The organism is Armatimonadota bacterium, assembly GCA_031432545.1.
Taxonomy (GTDB): domain Bacteria; phylum Sysuimicrobiota; class Sysuimicrobiia; order Sysuimicrobiales; family Sysuimicrobiaceae; genus Caldifonticola; species Caldifonticola tengchongensis.
In genome coordinates, this window is the sequence record JAVKGX010000001.1 from 55,594 (window position 1) to 72,841 (window position 17,248).

A 17,248-nucleotide genomic window follows, 5' to 3' on the forward strand; every position below is an offset into this window, starting at 1 on the left:
GAGGGAGCGGCGGATGCAACCGGTCGTCGAGATGGCGCGCAGGGTTCGGGACGGCGTCGAGCGGGTCGTCGTCGGGAAGCGCGAGGTCGTCGAGTTGGCGATCGCCGCTGCGCTCGCCGACGGCCACATCCTGATCGAGGACGTCCCAGGGCTGGCCAAGACGCTGCTCGCGAAGTCGCTCGCCCGCTCGCTGGGGTGTTCCTTTCGCCGCATCCAGTGCACCCCCGATCTCCTGCCGTCCGACATCACCGGTCTGTACTACTTCAACCAGCGGTCCCAGGCGTTTGAGTTCCGGCCCGGCCCGGTCTTCGCGCAGGTGGTCCTCGCCGACGAGGTCAACCGCGCCACGCCGCGCACGCAGTCGGCGCTGCTGGAAGCGATGGAGGAGCGGCAGGTAACCATCGAGGGCGAGACGCACCCGCTGCCCAGGCCCTTCCTCGTCATCGCCACGCAAAACCCGATCGAACTGCAGGGAACGTTTCCGCTCCCCGAAGCGCAGCTGGACCGCTTCCTCGTCCGCCTCTCGATCGGGTACCCGTCGGCCGACGAGGAGCGGGCGATCCTGGGGCGCTTCCGCGCCGACAACCCCTACGAGGATCTGCAGCCGGTGACGTCGCCCGAAGAGGTCCAGGCCGCACAACGGGCCGTGCGCCAGACCCGGGTGTCGGCGGCCGTGGAAGGCTACGTGGCGGAGATCGTGCGCGCCACGCGCGGGCACGAGGCGGTCGTATTGGGGGCGAGTCCGCGCGGGTCGCTGGCGTTGATGCGCGTCGCCCAAGCGCTGGCGGCGATGGCCGGGAGGGCCTTCGTGACGCCCGACGACGTCAAGCGTGCGGCGCCGGCGGTGCTGCCCCACCGGTTGATCCTCAACGCGCAGGCGCGCCTGCGCGAACAAGGAGCCGACGAAGTGGTCGCCGACGTGCTGGCCACCGTTCCGGTGCCGGTGGAGACGGGCGCCGGGGCGCACAGAGGGCAAGCAGGCGAGGGCGGATGATCGGCGAGGGCTGGATCGCGCTTGGCGCGGCGGTGCTGCTGGCCGGGATCCTGGCGCGCCACCCCGTCCCCGTCACACTCGGCGCGGTGGTCCTGCTGGCGGCGCTGAGCAGCCGGCTGTGGGACCGCTACGGTTTCCATCGCCTCGAGTACCGCCGGCGCTTCAGCCCCCGCCGCGCGTTCGTCGGCGAGCCGATCACTTTCGCGATGGAGGTCACCAACCGCAAGGCCCTGCCCCTCGCGTGGCTGGAGGTCCACGACGAGATCCCCCAGGCCCTCCGACCGGTGCGCAGCCGCACGCTCCCTTCTCCCCGTCAGCGCCGTAAGATCCTCGTGGACATGTTCTCGTTGCGGTGGTACGAGCGGGTGCGCCGCAAGCACGTCCTGCGCTGCACCGCGCGCGGCGACTTCCAGTTGGGGCCGGCGCGGTTGCGCACCGGCGACGTCTTCGGCTTCCACACGCAGGCCCGGGAAGTTCCCTCCACCGACCGGCTCATCGTCTATCCGCGCGTGGTGCCTCTGCGCGACCTCGGCCTGCCCGCCGAACACCCCTTCGGCGACGCACGACGCCGTAGACCGTTGTTCGAAGACCCCCTGCGCGTGATCGGTGTCCGCGACTACCAGCCCGGGGATCCTATGCGCAGGGTTCACTGGAAGGCGACCGCACACAACGGGCGGCTGCAGGCCAAGCTCTACGAGTTCGCCACCACGCGGCCGCTGGCGTTGTTCTGCGACGTGGACACGCTCGGTGAGTACGCGCACTACCGCGGATACATACCCGACCTGCTGGAGACGACGATCGTCGTTGCGGCGTCCGTCGCAGCCTGGGCATACGGCCAGGGCCATCCCGTCGGAATGTACGCCAACGGCTTCACGCCCCAAGCGCGGTCGTGGGTGGCCCTGCCCCCCGACGCCGGACCCGCTCAACTGGCACGCATCCTGGAGGCGCTCGCGAAGCTGCTGCCGACCCCCATGCTGCCGGCGGACGCGTTGCTCGCCGAAGAGGCCAGGCGGCTGCCGTACGGGGCGACGGCGGTGCTGATCACCTCCACGCCGGACCAGGCCAAGGACGTGGCTCTCGGCGATCTCGCGCGGCGCGGTTTCGGGATCGCGGCGGTTCTGGTGGGGCGGCGGGCGGCGCGGTACGCGCCGCGCCACGTGGACGTCGTGCATCGCGTCGCGGACGACCGGTGGGACCGCATCGATGAGCTACCACCGGCTTAGGGCTTGGTTGCCCGCCGGCACGCTGCTGATGGAGGCGTGCTGGGTGTGGCCGTGGGCGCTGGCGCTGGGCTACGCCAGCGGGAGCGCTCGGCCGCTGCTGGATCTGCCCTGGATCCTGGTTTTGCTGGGGGCTTCCACGTACGGAACGCGTTGGATCCTCGGGCGCGCCGACCTGCGCGCAGCGAGGGGGGCGATCCTCGCGTGCGGCGCCGTGCTCGGATTTCTGTCCCTGCACGGCACGCACTTCTCCCACCGCCCGCTCACGGACTGGGGGTGGGTGGCCGAACTCCTCGACACCGTGACGCTCGGCAGGCAAGGCCCCGCGGTGCCGCTCGGCGGTGGGCTGGGCATGTACCTGTGGTGGCGCGGCATCGTGCTGGGTACAGAGCCCCACGACTTCGCCTTCGTCGGCCGGCGATTCGTGTGGGGGTTGGTGATGCTGGTGCTGTTCGCCTTCGTCGTAGTCTTCGCCGGTCGCAGCGATGTGGTTGTCTGGTCGCTGGACCGCGGCGGCTGGGCGTTGTTGGCGTTCTGGATTGTCGCGTTGTTGGTCCTCGCCTCGGCCCGGCTCGTAGCGGTGTGGGAGGAAAGCCGCACCGCACATGCCCAGGCGCTGCAGCTGAACCGCAACTGGTACGCGGTGCTCACGGGCGTGATCGCGGCGATCCTGGTGTTGTCCGTCGCCGCCGGAGTTCTGGCAGCCCAGGACGTGGGGTGGCTACTGCGCCCCGTCGGCGCGGCAGCCGAGTGGCTCCTGCTGCGCGTGCTGGAGGTCGTGTTCGCGATTTTGGTGCCGATCGTCAAACTGGTGCACCGCGTGCTGTCCGCCCTGCCGTGGCGCCCAAGGACACTGCCACAGCGAGAAGCGTTTTCGCCCGCGGACGAGATCGCCGCGTGGCTGAGGTCTCTGCAGGCGCAGGACGCAACGGCAGTGGTGGCGTTGCGCTGGACCGCATTTCTCGTCGTGTTCGGACTGCTGCTGGCGGTCATGGCGCTGTACGTCTTGCGTCGGCGCACGGCGGCGCACGGTGAGCAGACCGAAGAGCGCGAATCGGTCTTCTCCGGCGAGTTGCTGTTGGCCGAGCTGCGCTCGCTGTTCCGCCGCGCGCCCCACCCGCGCGACCCGGAAGCCCCGTCCGGTGCGGTCGGCGCGGTCCGGCGCGCGTATCGGGCCTTCCTGTTGCACATGGCGACGGTGGGTTACCCGCGGGATCCGGCCAGCACACCGACGGAGTATCTCGCCTCGGTGCACACCTTCCTCGCGGGGGGTCAATCGGCGGCTCGATCCCTGACCGACCTCTACCAGCGCGCCCGATACGGGGAGATTGCAGATCAAGCCGACGCGCGCCGAGCCCTGGAGTGGCTGGCGATGCTCATCGAACAGCCGGACGCCGAACGCTAAAAGGGCCGTCTCCATGGGCATTGCTCAGCGGTGGATCGACGTCGACGGGCTGCAGGTCCGGTACCTCGAGGGGGGCAGGGGAGATCCGCTGGTCCTGCTGCACGGCGCCGGTGCGGACAGCGCCGCGCTGAGCTGGAAACACACCTTCGGCCCGCTCAGCCAGGTGGCGCACATCTACGCGCCGGACCTGCCCGGCCACGGAGGCAGCAGGATGCTGCCCGGTCCGCCCACGACCGAGGCCTTCGTCGAATGGCTGACCCGCACGCTGGACGCGTGGGGCCTACGGCGCGTCCGCCTCGTCGGCCTGTCTTTGGGCGGGGCGATCGCACTCGGACACACGCTCACCCACCCGCAGCGCACCGAGCGGCTGGTCCTGGTGAGCAGTTACGGACTGCAGCAGCGCGCACCGCTGCACGCACCCGTCTGGCTGCTGGCCCGCCTGCCCGGGTTCGAGCGGGTCCTTGCCTGGGCGAGGCTGCGCCGCATCACCCCCATCGTGCGCCTGGGGTTGCGGTTCGTCGTCGGAGAGAAGCGGGCGATTACGCCCGATCTGCTCTCCGACGTCTCGGAGGCGGCGCGGTCCCAGAACGCGGCGCGGGTCTTCTACGCGTGGCTGCGCACCGAACTGCAGGTGGGGAGGCTGCGAACCTTCTACGGGGAGCGGCTGCACCGGGTCGGCGTCCCCACGCTGATCGTGCACGGTGAGCGTGACCGCCTCGTCCCGGTCGAGTGGGCCCGACGGGCCGCCGCGCGCATGCCGAACGCGCGCCTGTGCATCCTCGCGGGCTGCGGCCACTGGCCCCCTCGCGAGCGCCCGGGGCAGTTCAACCGGTTGCTGACAGATTTCCTCGACGGAGCAGGAGTGCCTTCCCTTGCCCGCCGCTAGCCAGCACACGCTGTTCGAACCCGGACCTGCGGCCCGGCCGTTGCGGATCGCCGGCACCGAGGTCTACGCCGGTACGTGTTCGTGGGCCGACCCGCACTTCGTCAAGGAAGGCGAGTTCTATCCGCAGGGCGTGCGCAGCAGACCGGACGCGCGGCTGAAGTACTATGCGACGGTCTTCCCCACCGTGGAGATCGACGCGACCTACTACGCGTTGCTGCCGCCCGAGTACGCCCGACGCTACGCGCAGTGGACCCCCGACGGGTTCGTGTTCCACGTCAAGGCCTTCGGGCTGTTCACCGGCCACGGCGCGGACCCGCGGCGGCTCCCGCGGCACATCGCCGAATTCCTGCCCGCCGAGCTGTATGGTCGACGCCGCATCGCCGACGAAGACCTGCCCGAGGAAGTGGAGACGATGTGCTGGGAGTACTTCCTGGAGTTCTTGCGCGGGCTGCGGGACGCGGACCGACTCGGATACGTGCTGTTCCAGTTCCCCCCGTGGCAGAAGTACTACGAGAAGTGGCCCCGGCGCGCGAGCTACCTGCGGCGCATGCTCGAAGGGTACCGCATGGCCGTGGAGTTCCGGCACCGCTCGTGGCTGGACCCGGCCCACCGCGATGCGGTGTTGCGGTCGCTGCGCGAACACGGCGTGATCTACGTCGTGCCCGACGAACCGCAGCTGGACTGGACGGTTCCCCCCGACGTCGAGATCACCTCGGACTGGTCGGTCGTACGGTTCCATGGGCGGAACGCCCAGGCGTGGGCGAAGCGCGGGGCGGAGACGAAGGAGGTCTACGACTACCTATACTCCGAAAAGGAACTGCGCGCGTGGGCCGAGCGGACCCGGGAGATCGCCGGACGGGTGGACCGGGTGTTCATGATGTTCAACAACCATGTGCGCGGAAATTCTGCACGCAACGCCCAGATGATCCTGCAACTCCTTGCGGGGCCCTGACGGGCCCACCGGGCTCACAGCGGCCACACCCAAAGGACGAGGGGGATGCCGACGGCGACGATGATCCCCTCCAGGGGCAGGCCCATCCTCCAGTAGTCCCCGAACCGGTAGCCGCCCGGTCCCATCACGAGCGTATTGGACTGGTGTCCGATCGGCGTCAGGAAGGCGCACGATGCGCCGACCGCCACGGCCATCAAAAACGGGTCTGCGGACGCCCCAATCCCCTGTGCCGTCCGGATGGCGATCGGCGCCATCAGCACGGCGGCGGCGGCGTTGTTCACCAGATCCGAGAGGAACATCGTGCCGACCAGAACGATCACCAGCGTCACAGGCCCCGGCATCTGCTCGGCGGCGCCGAGGATCCATCCGGCGATGCGTTCCGCGCCACCGGTGGCCTCCAGTGCCTGACCGACCGGGATCATCGTCGCCAGCAGGACGATCACCGACCAGTCGATGCTGTCGTAGGCTTCCTGCAGCTTCACGATCCCCAACAGCACGAACGCGGCTGCGCCGGCCACCACAGCTACCTGAACCGGCAGCAGCCCGGTTGCGGCCGCCGCGATCGCACCGCCGAACACCGCCACCGAGAGCAGCATCCGCCGGGGCCCGAAGCGCACGCCGCGCTGGGCGAGGGGCAGGCAGCCCAGATCTGCGACGACCCCGGCCAGGCCGTCGGCGGTTCCCTGGAGGAGCATGACGTCACCGGCCCGCAGCCGCAGACTCTTCAGGCGCTGCCGAACCTCCGCGCCCTGCCGTGCCACAGCCAGCAGGTTCACCCCGTAGCGCCACCTCAGATTCAGACTGCGGGCGGTGGCGCCCTCCAACTTCGACCGCGGCATCACCACCGCTTCCATCAGTTCCATCGGGTCCGAGGACGGTTGGCCCGCCTCCCCGACGGGCTTGCTCTCCGCCAGCTCCAGCTGGGCTCTGTGCAGCAATCCCTCCAGATCGTTCGAGTCCGCTCTGACCACCAGCACGTCACCGCTTTGGAGCGGCTCCGTCCGACGCGGGGTGGGGATTCGCCTGCCCCCGCGCACGATCTCGAGCACGTCCACCTCGAGCTCGTCGATGGATTCGAGGTCGCCGACGCTATGCCCGGTCATGTTGGATCCTTCGGGCACGCGCAGTTCGGCGACGTAGTCCCGTACGTGGAACTCGTTGGCTGCGACCTGGCCCTTGCGCTGCGGGATCAGGCGCCAGCCCACCAGGACCACGAACGCGATGCCCGCCAGCGCCACCCCAGCACCCACCGGCGTGAAGTCGAACATCCCGAACGGACGCCCTGCGACGTCGGCACGGAAGGTCGCGATGATGATGTTGGGCGGCGTGCCGATCAGCGTGGTCATCCCCCCGAGCAACGATCCGAAGGCGAGCGGCATGAGGAACATCGACGGCGGTGCGCCGGCCTGCCGTGCGAGGCGGACGGCCACGGGCATCAGCAGGGCGAGCGCGCCGACGTTGTTCATGAACGCCGACAGGAAGGCGACCAGGACGGTGACCCCTGCCAGGTGCACCAGCGGACGATTGCCGATCCGAAGGATGCCGCCGGCGATCGCGCCGACGGCGCCGGAGTGCATCAGTCCCCGGCTGAGGATGAGCACCGCGGCGACGGTGACGACCGCCGGATGCCCGAATCCGCCGAACGCCTGACCCGCCGGCACGATCCCGACGAGCGTCAGCGTCAGCAGGGCGAGCAGCGCAACGAGGTCGTAGCGCCAGTGCCCGACGAGGAACCCGACCAGGGCGGCGACGAGCACGACGAACACCACGAACTCGGCCGCCCCTTCCGACAGGACCACCATCGAGGGTCGCATTTGGCCGACGACCCGAGGACTCCTGCCGCAGGTCGCCATGGTATACACTCTCAACCGGAACGCCATGCACACGCCCACCCTGCAGGACGTCCTCGATGCCGAACGGCGCATCGCCCCCTACGTACTGCGCACCCCGCTCGCGCAGATGTGGAGCGCGGGGATCCGCGCCAAGCTGGAGTCGCTGCAGGTCACCGGGTCGTTCAAGCCCCGGGGAGCCTTCCACCACCTGCTGCGCCGCCTCCAGGTCTGCCGCAACGGCGTGATCACGGCCTCGTCGGGCAACCACGGGCAGGCGGTCGCCTACGCTGCCCGCGAACTCGGGCTGAAGGCGACCGTCGTCGTGCCGGAGGACGTCGTGGCCGTCAAGGCCGAGGCGATCGAGCGCCTGGGCGCGGAGTTGATCCGACATGGTCTGACCACAGCGGACAGGATGGCCTTCGCGCTGCAGTTGGCCCACGAGCGTGGGCTGCACTACGCGCCGCCCTACGACGACGCCGACGTGATCACCGGTCAGGGCACGATCGGCCTGGAGGTCCTCAACGAGTTCCCCGAAGTCCAAGTCGTCTACGTCCCATGCGGCGGGGGCGGCCTGATCTCCGGCGTCTCACTGGCGATCAAGACGCTGCGTCCGGACGTACGGGTCGTCGGCGTCGAACCCGAGGGCGCCGCGTGCTTCTGTGCCTCCTGGAAGGCCGGACGTCGCGTCCGCCTGGACCGCGTGCACAGCATCGCCGACGGGCTGCGAGCGGTCGAGCCCGGGGAGTTGACCTGGGCCTGTGCGTCGAGGTACGTGGACGAGTTCGTCACCGTGAGCGAGGAGGACATCCGCGCGGCGATGCGCCGCCTGCTCACAGAAGTCAAGGTCCTGGCAGAACCCTCCGGCGCCGTCGCACCCGCCGCGGCCTTCGCCGCCCCAGACCCCCGCCGCGCGGTCGCCATCGTCAGCGGCGGCAACATCGACCCGACCCTCTTGCGTGACATCGCAGGACCCTGAGCCCACCGCCCTGTTCCAAGAAATTCGTACGTACGTTCGCAGATAGGAAAACACGAGCAATCGAGTGATCCAAGAAGCCGCGCGGGTGTGGTGCCCTTTCGCCGGCCCAGGGGTGACTTGCAGAGGCGTACGCTTGTTCGCTATTATGCAGCCGGAGGTGTGGTATGACCCGGCTCAGCAGACGGCAAAGGCAGGTCCTCGACTTCCTGAGGAGTTCGATCGAACGGAGCGGCATCGTCCCAAGCGTACGAGAGGTGGCCTCCGCGCTGGGCCTGCGGTCGGCGGCCACCGCCCAGCAGCACATCGACGGTCTAATCCGCAAGGGCTACCTCCGACGCCTGCCAGACCGCATGCGGGCGCTGGAGATCCTGCACCCCCACTTCGCGGTCGCAGGGACGGCCGTAGTCCGACTGCCTGTCCTGGGGCGGGTGACAGCCGGCCGGGGCGCGGTGGCGGACGACGCCGTCGAAGAATTCCTGCCCGTCCCGCGGCACCTGGGCTGGCAGGAAGGGTGCTTCATCCTGCGGGTGCGGGGCGACAGCATGATCGGGGCCGGCATCTTCGACGGCGACATGGTCATCGTCAGGCGGCAGGACAGCGTGCCCGCCGGTCGGGTCGTCGTCGCCCTGATCGGGGAAGAAGCGACCGTCAAGCGCCTGCACCTAGAGGACGGCACGCCGGTCCTGGTGGCGGAGAATCCCGCCTACCCGCCGATCCGCGAGGAGTTCTCGATCCTCGGCCAGGTCGTCGGTCTCATCCGCCGATACGACGGATTCAGGCATCGAGGGCCGGTGTCGTGAGCTTGACGCTGCCCGCACATGCCGTATCGGCGCAGCCGGCCCCGCGAGGCCGCTCCGCCAGCACCCGGCCGACCCTGTGGCGCAAACTGCGGGACGACCGCAGCCTGATCCGGTTGAAGCTCATCGCGCTCGGACTGCTGTTCGTGGTGGCCGGAGTCCTCGAGCGGGCCGTCTGATCGACGGGGGCGACGGGAAGCGGGCGTCAAGGGTCCAGCAGGGCTGTTGCGGGAACTCCGCGGTGCTGGCGGGCGTTCAGGTAACGGAGATGGCTCGGCGATCCACAGTCCACATCCTAATCGGCGCCATCCCGATTCCGGGTGGCACTGCCTACGGGGTCGTCTTCCGCGACGGTGCGGGTAGGACGCTGCACCAGCTGGCCCGCCGAACCGCCCATACCGACCCCCGCGGGGCGGTGCTCGCGGCGATGTTGCGCGCGCTGTGGGTCGCACGCCGGTTCGGCCGCACCGTGCGCGTCGCCGCGGATCAGCCTGAGGTGGTGGACTGGCTCAACCGGAGGGCCGAACCGGACGATGGGTTCCTCGCAACCTTCGTGCAGATCCGCGCGCTCGCCCACTCGTATCGCAGGGTCGAGATCGCACAGGCGACCGAGGAGGAGCACCGGGCCGTCCGGGCGGTCGCCGAACGCCGGGCGTCTCCCGCGCAGGTCGGTGCACAAGAGGCGGACAGCCTCCTGCCTTTGTGGAGCGGTGCCGGCTGATCCGGCTGCCTCGTTCCGTCACGGGCGGCTCACCGGCGCGCGGCGCCGAGTGGCCGTGCCATCACCAACGCCCAGTACGTCTCGTACCTGCCTCCCGTCACACGCGCCGCTCCGGCCTCGCTGAACCGCGCGTCCATGATGATGCGGCAGTGGCCCGGACTGCCCAGCCAGGCCGCCACCGTCTCGGCGGCACCCGGATACCCGGCGGCGATGTTCTCCCCCACCAGGGTCCAGATGTAGCCGGTGCGCGTGACCCTCTCGCGCGGGTCACTGCGATCCGATCCGATGTGGGAGAAAAAGCCGTTTTTGGCCATGTCCGCGGCGTGCCCCTCCGCGGCGCGGGCCAGCCGGGGTTCGGCCGTCACCGCACTCGCCGGTCCGAAGTGCCCGTGGCCGCACGGGCGCGGCCGCGATCGGGCCTCGTTGACAAGCACGATCACCCGGGACGCCTCATGCCCGGGGTGTGCGAGCACCGGGGCGCCCAGGCCCGCCGCGAGCAGGGACGTTGCGAGCAGCAAGGTGGCCTTCATGGCTTCCTGGATTCTTGGAGCAAGCGGCGGGCCACCGGACCCTCGACCGTGCCAGCTGACAGGGACACGGGCACCACGGACCGAACCCCCGTCCTCAGGACAGCCATAAGGAGGTCACCCATGGCCGGAAGCTGGGATCGGATCGTCGGGATTCGGGACCTGATCCACAAGGCCGGGCTCGACCCGGACAACCCGGACGACTTCGGGCGGGCCGTCAACTGGTTGAGGACGCGCAAGATTCCCTTCGCGTCCATCGGCAAGGCGACAAAGGGCCGACGCCGCGGTATCCTGCTTTTGGCCGAGCACGTCGAGGCAGCAATCGCCAGCAAGCGTCGCGCCGATTGACGCCACGTTCCCGCAGCGGCCGCGGGTTCGGCTCAGGGCAGCGTGACGAAGTTCGCCAGAAACGCCCGCGCAGCCGGCGTGTCGACGCGATGGGTCTTGTTCGTCGCCAGGCACATCGCGTCGCCGGTCACCGTGATCGCGGCAACGATATTGGTCTCGTCCGCGCCGGCCCCCAAAAAGTTCGGGCCTCCCGAGTCCCCGTAGCAGGTCCCGCCATCACCGGTGTGCGCGTTCTGCGACAGCGTCAGCCATGCCGGCTGCAGCGAACGGAACTCCGACACCGACCGCCTGCGCTCACCAGAGAACGGGAACGTCGGCGGGCCACCTCCCAGTTGGGGTTCCTGTACGCCGTAGCCGACGGCGGTGAACTTCTTGCCGCGCAGCCCGTTCTTGTCGTTCAACAGATCGAGCAATCCCGCCGCGGGGAGCGCGGCGGGCGCAATTCCCCCGACGGGCGCGTCGAGCACCACGACCGCGATGTCGCCGGGGTCGTCCTGGCGGAATGTGTAGTTCGGGTTCGTGTGCATCGTCCCCGATTGCAGCGCCGACTCGGGCGTCGTCTCGTCGTATCGCGAAACGAACGTCACCCAGACCTGGGTGATGCCCCGGGATTCCAGGAACGCGGTGCAGTGCGCCGCGGTCAGAAAGACATTCTGGGAGATCAGAGTGCCCGAGCACAGGATGTCCTTCTTGCCGGCCTGACGCCACTCTGCGACCAGCGCGCCGACGAAGGGATGCCCGTCGTCGTCGGGAGTGCCGTAGGTGATCTGGCTGGTCACCCGCGATACGGTCCCCGCACCACATCCCGCCGCGAGGAAGACCACGAGCACGCATGCCACCGCGCCCAACCCGCGCATCCCAACACCCCCTCCCGTGGAGCTCTTCGACGCACCTACTTCGACGCACCTACAGAGTTTGTCGACCGGTCGGAGGTCTCCTGCGCTACGGTCTCCGGTCGGCCCGTAGGGCCTGTGCGAACGGCCGCAGGAAGGCCACCGCCGCCTCCACCGGGTCGCGTGCGTTCTCAAGCGCCTGATACAACGCGCTGGCGACGATGACTCCGTCGGCGATCCGGGCGACGGTGCGGGCGTGATCGGGCGTCGAGATCCCGAAGCCGACGACCGCGGGCAGGTCGGTCACCTCGCGCACCCTCCCGATCAGTTTGCCGACCTCGTCGCCGAGGTGCTCGCGCGCGCCCGTGACCCCGGTCACCGACACGCAGTACAGAAAGCCCGTCGTCGCCTCGACGACGACCCGCAGTCTCTGCTCGGTGCTCGTGGGTGCCACGAGGAAGATCGTGTCGAGCCGGATCTCCCGCGCGGCCGCGATCAGCGAACCGGCCTCGTCGGCGGGGATGTCCGCGGCGATCACCCCGTCCACACCCGCGTCGGCGGCGTCCCGGACGAACCGTTCCACGCCGTAGGAGAGCAGCGGATTCGCGTACGACATCAGCGCGATCGGTACGTCGACCCCCACCCGCAGCCGGCGGACCAGATCGAGCGCGTCGGCCAGCCTCACGCCACGACGCAGCGCACGGAAGGCGGCCCCCTGCATCGTGGGCCCGTCGGCGATGGGATCCGAGAACGGCACACCCAGCTCCACGGCGTCCGCGCCGGATGCGACGATCGCCGGAACCATCTGCTCGATCGTAGGCAGGTCGGGGTAGCCCGTCTGGAGGAACGGCATGAGTGCCGCGCGGCGCTGCGAGCGGAGGGCGCAAAACATCTCCGAGAATCGGCTCATGGCTCCCCGGCGTCAGCGCCCTTCGCCGGGGCAGCCTCGTGCCTGCGCACCGTTTCGACGTCCTTGTCGCCACGCCCGGACAGCCCCAGGAGGACGACGGCGTCTTGCCCCAGTTGCGGGGCCAGGGTTTCAAGGTAGGCGACGGCGTGCGCAGGCTCGAGCGCCGGGAGGATGCCCTCCAGCCCGGCCAGCAGGTAAAACCCCCGCAGCGCCTGCGCGTCGCTCACCGCCACGTACTCCGCCCGGCCGTTGTCCTTGAGGTAGGCGTGCTCGGGGCCCACGCCGGGGTAGTCGAGTCCAGCCGAGACGGAATGCGTGCCGAGGACCTGCCCGGATTCGTCCTGCAGCAGATACGTGTATGCGCCGTGCAGCACGCCCGGTGACCCCGCGGTCAGGCTGGCGGCGTGGCGGCCGGCTCCGAGGCCCGCCCCACCAGCCTCCACGCCGATCAAGCGGACTCTTTCATCCTCCACGAACGCCCTAAACAGCCCGATCGCGTTGCTGCCTCCGCCCACGCACGCCACCACCGCGTCGGGCAGCCGGCCTTCCCGCGCGAGGATCTGCTGTCGCGCCTCGCGTCCGATCACCGACTGGAAGTCGGCCACGATCCGCGGATACGGGTGCGGCCCCACCGCCGACCCGATGACGTAGAACGTGTCACGGACGTTGGTGACCCAGTCACGCAGCGCCTCGTTGATCGCGTCCTTCAATGTACGCGTGCCCACATCCACCGGGATCACGCGGGCGCCCAGAAGCTGCATCCGATAGACGTTGAGCGCCTGCCGCAGGGTGTCCTCACGCCCCATGTAGACCTCGCACGGCAGCCCCACCGTCGCCGCCGCGGTAGCCGTCGCCACGCCGTGCTGCCCTGCGCCCGTCTCGGCGATGATCCGCCGCTTGCCCATGCGCCGCGCGAGCAGCACCTGGCCCATGGCGTTGTTGATCTTGTGGGCACCGGTGTGCAGCAGGTCCTCGCGCTTGATGTACACTCGGACGCCGACGCGCTCGCTGAGCCTGCGGGCGAAGTACAGAGGCGTGGGACGGCCGCAGTAGTCCCGCAGCAGCGCCGTCAGTTCGTCCTGAAACCGGGGATCGACCGACAAGCGCGCATAAGACCGCTCCAGTTCCTCCAGCGCCGGGATGAGCGTCTCCGGTACGTAGCGGCCCCCAAACGGCCCGAACCGTCCTCGGGCGTCGGGAAGCGGATGCGAGTGCGCCGCTTTCATCCCAGCGGCCTCCGACTCGGCGGCACGCCGCCCGGAGCCCAAGCCGCAACCGCGTCGGCGGCTCGGACCGCGGCGACGAACGCCGCGATCTTGGCGGGGTCTTTCTGGCCGTCTGTTTCCACCCCGCTGCTGACGTCCACCGCGTATGGCCGCACGCGGCGGATCGCGTCCCCGACGTTGGCCGCGGTCAGCCCGCCGGAGAGGATCAGTGGTCGACCCACGTCACCGGCCAGCGACCAGTCAAAGCTCCGACCGGTGCCCCCGACCATCCCCTCCAGGTAGGTGTCGAGCAAGATCGCGGCAACGTCGTAGTCGCGGGCTTGCTGCACCACGGTGCCGTCGCGCACCCGGAGGGCCTTGATCACCCGGCCGCCGATCCGCGCGCACACCGCAGGTGGCTCGTTCCCGTGAAGCTGGAGCGCATCCAGCCCGACGTCCCGGCGGATCCGGTCGATCCATTCGGGGTCCCCGTCGACGAACACGCCCACTCGCACGACAAACGGCGGCAACACCCGCGCGATCGCGGCCGCTTCCTCGGGAGACACCCTGCGGCGGCTACCCTCCCAGAAGACGAAGCCCACCGCGTCCGCCCCCGCGTCCGCCGCGGCCAGCGCGGCTGCGACCGTTCGGATGCCGCAGATCTTCACCCTCGTCCAACGGCCCCGCGGCAGCCGGGGGCCCAGCGGGATCGGCTGAGGGGGGACGGCATGTGCGGCGTCGTTCGGGATCACAGACCGCGCAGCCCCATGCGGGCCCGCACCTCGTCCATCGTCGCCTCCGCAATGGGGCGGGCCCGGCGGGCGCCCTCGGCGAGGACGTCGCGAACGACGTCGGGCGAACGCATCAACTCCTCGTAGCGCTGCCGGATGGGTGCGAAGGCCCGGATCATCGCCTCGGCCAGCACATCCTTCATCTCGCTGTACCGGATGGTGCCCTGCCGGTACGCATCCACGAACTCCGCGTGGCGCTCCGGCGCGAAGACTTCCAGCAGCGTGAAAAGGTTGGCAATGCCCGGGCTCGCATCCTCGATCTTCGAGCCCTTGGCCGGCGGACCGGGATCGGTGACGGCTGCCCGGATCTTCTTGCGGATCGCCTCCGGTGGTTCCACCAACGCGATCACGCTGCCCGGCACGCTCTTGCTCATCTTCTTCGTGGGGTCGTTGAGCGCCATGACCCGGGCACCTTTAACCAGTCGGACCTCGGGCAGGGGGAACGTCTCCCCGAACTGCTTGTTGAATCGCTCTGCAATGTCCCGCATCAGCTCGATGTGCTGCACCTGGTCTTCGCCCACGGGCACCAGCCTCGCCTTGTAGAGCAGGACGTCCGCCGCCTGCAGGACCGGATAGTTCAGCAAACCGGCCATCACCCCTACCTTGCCGCCGAGCTGACGCGCCTTCTCCTTGTACTGCGTCATCCGCTCGAGCTGACCGACCGGTGTGACCGTGTTCAGCAGCCACATCAGCTCGCAGTGCTCGGGGACGTGCGACTGTACGAACAGCACCGAGCGCGCCGGGTCGATGCCGGCCGCAATGTTGGCCACGGCCGCGTCCAGGACCCGACGGGGAAATTCCTGCGGCTCGTAAGGCACGGTGATCGCGTGCAGGTCCACGATGCAGAAAAAGGACTCGTAGTCGCGTTGGAGCTCGGCCCACTGCCGGATCGCTCCGACGTAGTTGCCCACGTGGACGACGCCCGTAGGCTGAATGCCGGAGAAGACCCGCACGCCGACACCCGCCGGCGTCGTCGCCGCCGACCTCGTCGCCGTCCGTTCCATCAGACCCTCCTCAGCGCCCGCAGCGTGGCCGCGGGGTCGGTGCTTGCCATCAGCGCCGTCCCGATCAGGACCGCATGCACACCGGCCTGCCGAACGCGTGCGAGGTCCACCGGGCTCCCGATGCCGCTCTCGCTCACCACCAGCACGTCGTCCGGGATGAGGGGCCGCAGCCGCAGGGTCGTCTGCAGATCCACGGAGAAGGTCCGCAGGTCGCGGTTGTTGATGCCCACGATGCGGGCACCGGCACCGATCGCCCGCCGCACCTCTGCCTCCGTGTGGACCTCGACGATCGCCGCCATCCCCAAGGACTCCGCGAGCTGTCGGAGTCTCAGCAGCGATCCGTCGTCGAGGATCGCCGCGATCAGCAACACAGCATCGGCGCCCAGAGCCCTCGCCTCGTACACGTGGTAGGGCGCCAGCGTGAAGTCCTTGCGCAGAACCGGCAACGACACTGCCCGGCGCACCTGCATCAGATGCTCCGGCGCTCCGTCGAAGAACCTTCCGTCCGTCAGCACCGAGATCGCCTGCGCGCCCCCCTCCTCGTACGCGCGCGCCAGCGCAACCGGATCCGCTCCGGCACGGAGGACGCCGGCCGACGGCGAGGCCGCTTTGATCTCACCGATCACGGCGACCGACCCGGTGCGCAGGGCGGCGGCGAAGTCGCGCGGTGCGGGTGCCTGCAGCGCGCGTGTGCGCACGATGGCCTCCGGTACGTCCGCGGCCGCCCGGCGGAGTTCCTGCCGCTTGTGCGCGACGATCGCCTCCAGCACCCAGAACCCGCGGGGCGCCGTTTGGGCGCCGTGCCTTCGCCTCGCCGTCATGCCGTCACCGAAGGGGCCAGAAAGGCCCGCAGAGCCTCGAGCTTGCCGTACGCCGCTCCCGTCTCGATCGCCTCCGCCGCACGGGCCACGCCCTCCCGAAGGTCCGCAGCCTCCCCGGCGACCATCAGCGCCGCCGCGGCGTTGAGCACGACGACGTCGCGGTACGGGCCCCGCTCACCCCGCAGCACGCGCACCGCGATGTCGGCGTTGTCCGACGCGTCTCCGCCGCGAATGGCTTCCGGAGGATACCGCGGCAGATCGGCGTCGTCCGGCGACAGCACGAGGGTTCGAATCGTATCCCCGCGCACTTCCGCCGCCAGCGAAGGGCCGCTGATCGAGATCTCGTCGAGTCCTCCCCCGTGCACCACCAGCGCATGCTCGGCCTGCAGGGCCCGCAGGACCTCCGCGATCCGTCCCACCAGCGAGGAAGCGTACACCCCGACGACCTGACGGCGCGCGTGGGCCGGATTGGTGAGCGGCCCCAGCACGTTGAACACCGTCCTCAGTCCGATCTCCCGCCGCGGTCCCACGGCGTGCCTCATCGCGGGGTGGAATCGGGGGGCGAACAAGAAGCCGATGCCGATTTGCTCGATCGCCTCGGCCACACGCGCCGGAGCGGCGTCGACCCGGATCCCCAGAGCCTCGAGCAAATCCGCGCTGCCGCACCGGCTGCTGACTGCTCGGTTGCCGTGCTTGGCGACGTGCACACCCGCGCCTGCCACGACGAACGCCGCGACGGTCGAGATGTTGAAGGTGCCGGCGCCGTCGCCCCCGGTGCCGCAGGTGTCGACCACGAGGGGCACGCGGGGTCGGATCGTCTCGGCGCGCGCCCGCATCGCGGTGGCGAATCCGGCGATCTCCTCGGGCGTCTCCCCCTTGATCCGCAACGCGGTGATCAGCGCGGCGATCTGCGCCGCAGTCGCCTCTCCATCCATGATCTGACCCATGACCCGGGCCGCTTCGTCACGACCCAGCGACCCGCCGTCTGCCACCTTCTGTATGGCCTCTCGAATCATGTCCCGCCTC

19 protein-coding genes are annotated in these 17,248 nt (G+C 69.8%); 10 read left to right on the plus strand and 9 right to left on the minus strand.

The features are described 5' to 3' along the window. Positions 1-13: 13 nt before the first annotated feature. Genes QN163_00265 through QN163_00285 form a run of 5 tightly spaced genes read left to right on the plus strand, consistent with a single transcriptional unit; the run spans position 14 to position 5,457 of the window. The gene (locus QN163_00265) at positions 14-994 is read left to right on the plus strand and encodes a MoxR family ATPase (GenBank protein MDR5682451.1); all 981 of its coding nucleotides are present in this window, start codon (positions 14-16) and stop codon (positions 992-994) included. Continuing rightward, positions 991-2,217, plus strand: coding sequence for a DUF58 domain-containing protein (locus QN163_00270; GenBank protein MDR5682452.1), 1,227 nt, complete (start codon positions 991-993; stop codon positions 2,215-2,217). The genes QN163_00265 and QN163_00270 overlap by 4 nt, the downstream gene beginning before the upstream one ends. Then, entirely contained in the window at positions 2,198-3,619 is a 1,422-nt protein-coding gene (locus QN163_00275) for a DUF4129 domain-containing protein (protein MDR5682453.1), read from the plus strand. The genes QN163_00270 and QN163_00275 overlap by 20 nt, the downstream gene beginning before the upstream one ends. A 13-nt stretch (positions 3,620-3,632) precedes the next feature. Next, on the plus strand, positions 3,633-4,505 hold the full coding sequence (locus QN163_00280) for an alpha/beta fold hydrolase (GenBank protein MDR5682454.1): 873 nt from the start codon (positions 3,633-3,635) through the stop codon (positions 4,503-4,505). Then, complete coding sequence (locus QN163_00285; GenBank protein ID MDR5682455.1) at positions 4,492-5,457, plus strand: DUF72 domain-containing protein; 966 nt, start codon at positions 4,492-4,494, stop codon at positions 5,455-5,457. Before QN163_00280 ends, QN163_00285 begins: the two co-directional genes overlap by 14 nt. Before the next feature lie 14 nt (positions 5,458-5,471). On the opposite strand, the gene QN163_00290 is transcribed toward QN163_00285, so the two are convergent. Further along, the gene (locus QN163_00290) at positions 5,472-7,271 is read right to left on the minus strand and encodes an SLC13 family permease (GenBank protein MDR5682456.1); all 1,800 of its coding nucleotides are present in this window, start codon (positions 7,269-7,271) and stop codon (positions 5,472-5,474) included. Positions 7,272-7,308: 37 nt separating this feature from the next. Here QN163_00290 and QN163_00295 point away from each other — a divergent pair, with 37 nt between their 5' ends. From QN163_00295 to QN163_00310, 4 genes are all read left to right on the plus strand, one after another. Next, positions 7,309-8,265, plus strand: coding sequence for a threonine/serine dehydratase (locus QN163_00295; protein ID MDR5682457.1), 957 nt, complete (start codon positions 7,309-7,311; stop codon positions 8,263-8,265). Between the two features lie 164 nt (positions 8,266-8,429). Further along, a complete protein-coding gene (lexA, locus tag QN163_00300; protein ID MDR5682458.1) occupies positions 8,430-9,065 on the plus strand; it encodes a transcriptional repressor LexA in 636 nt (211 codons plus the stop codon). After that, positions 9,062-9,241 (plus strand): hypothetical protein, encoded by a 180-nt coding sequence (locus QN163_00305; protein MDR5682459.1) that lies wholly within the window; start codon positions 9,062-9,064, stop codon positions 9,239-9,241. Before lexA ends, QN163_00305 begins: the two co-directional genes overlap by 4 nt. A 62-nt stretch (positions 9,242-9,303) precedes the next feature. Further along, on the plus strand, positions 9,304-9,783 hold the full coding sequence (locus tag QN163_00310; GenBank protein ID MDR5682460.1) for a reverse transcriptase-like protein: 480 nt from the start codon (positions 9,304-9,306) through the stop codon (positions 9,781-9,783). Between the two features lie 29 nt (positions 9,784-9,812). Here QN163_00310 and QN163_00315 read toward each other — a convergent pair whose 3' ends face one another. Continuing rightward, the gene (locus tag QN163_00315; GenBank protein MDR5682461.1) at positions 9,813-10,313 is read right to left on the minus strand and encodes a CAP domain-containing protein; all 501 of its coding nucleotides are present in this window, start codon (positions 10,311-10,313) and stop codon (positions 9,813-9,815) included. Positions 10,314-10,433: 120 nt separating this feature from the next. Here QN163_00315 and QN163_00320 point away from each other — a divergent pair, with 120 nt between their 5' ends. Beyond that, positions 10,434-10,658 (plus strand): hypothetical protein, encoded by a 225-nt coding sequence (locus QN163_00320; protein MDR5682462.1) that lies wholly within the window; start codon positions 10,434-10,436, stop codon positions 10,656-10,658. A 32-nt stretch (positions 10,659-10,690) separates the two neighbouring features. On the opposite strand, the gene QN163_00325 is transcribed toward QN163_00320, so the two are convergent. The 7 genes from QN163_00325 to trpD form a co-directional block, all read right to left on the minus strand. Continuing rightward, positions 10,691-11,515, minus strand: a complete 825-nt coding sequence (locus tag QN163_00325; protein ID MDR5682463.1) for a trypsin-like serine protease — start codon at positions 11,513-11,515, stop codon at positions 10,691-10,693. An 85-nt stretch (positions 11,516-11,600) separates the two neighbouring features. After that, positions 11,601-12,401: a tryptophan synthase subunit alpha gene (gene trpA, locus QN163_00330; protein ID MDR5682464.1), complete on the minus strand. Its 801-nt coding sequence runs from the start codon at positions 12,399-12,401 to the stop codon at positions 11,601-11,603. Further along, positions 12,398-13,627, minus strand: a complete 1,230-nt coding sequence (gene trpB / locus QN163_00335) for a tryptophan synthase subunit beta (protein ID MDR5682465.1) — start codon at positions 13,625-13,627, stop codon at positions 12,398-12,400. Before trpB ends, trpA begins: the two co-directional genes overlap by 4 nt. After that, positions 13,624-14,274, minus strand: coding sequence for a phosphoribosylanthranilate isomerase (locus tag QN163_00340; GenBank protein ID MDR5682466.1), 651 nt, complete (start codon positions 14,272-14,274; stop codon positions 13,624-13,626). Before QN163_00340 ends, trpB begins: the two co-directional genes overlap by 4 nt. Before the next feature lie 80 nt (positions 14,275-14,354). Further along, positions 14,355-15,401, minus strand: a complete 1,047-nt coding sequence (trpS, locus tag QN163_00345) for a tryptophan--tRNA ligase (protein MDR5682467.1) — start codon at positions 15,399-15,401, stop codon at positions 14,355-14,357. Beyond that, positions 15,401-16,222 carry an indole-3-glycerol phosphate synthase TrpC gene (trpC, locus tag QN163_00350; GenBank protein MDR5682468.1) on the minus strand — a complete coding sequence of 274 codons (822 nt, stop codon included), beginning with the start codon at positions 16,220-16,222 and terminating at the stop codon, positions 15,401-15,403. Before trpC ends, trpS begins: the two co-directional genes overlap by 1 nt. Continuing rightward, positions 16,219-17,238, minus strand: a complete 1,020-nt coding sequence (gene trpD, locus QN163_00355; GenBank protein ID MDR5682469.1) for an anthranilate phosphoribosyltransferase — start codon at positions 17,236-17,238, stop codon at positions 16,219-16,221. Before trpD ends, trpC begins: the two co-directional genes overlap by 4 nt. Positions 17,239-17,248: the final 10 nt, after the last annotated feature.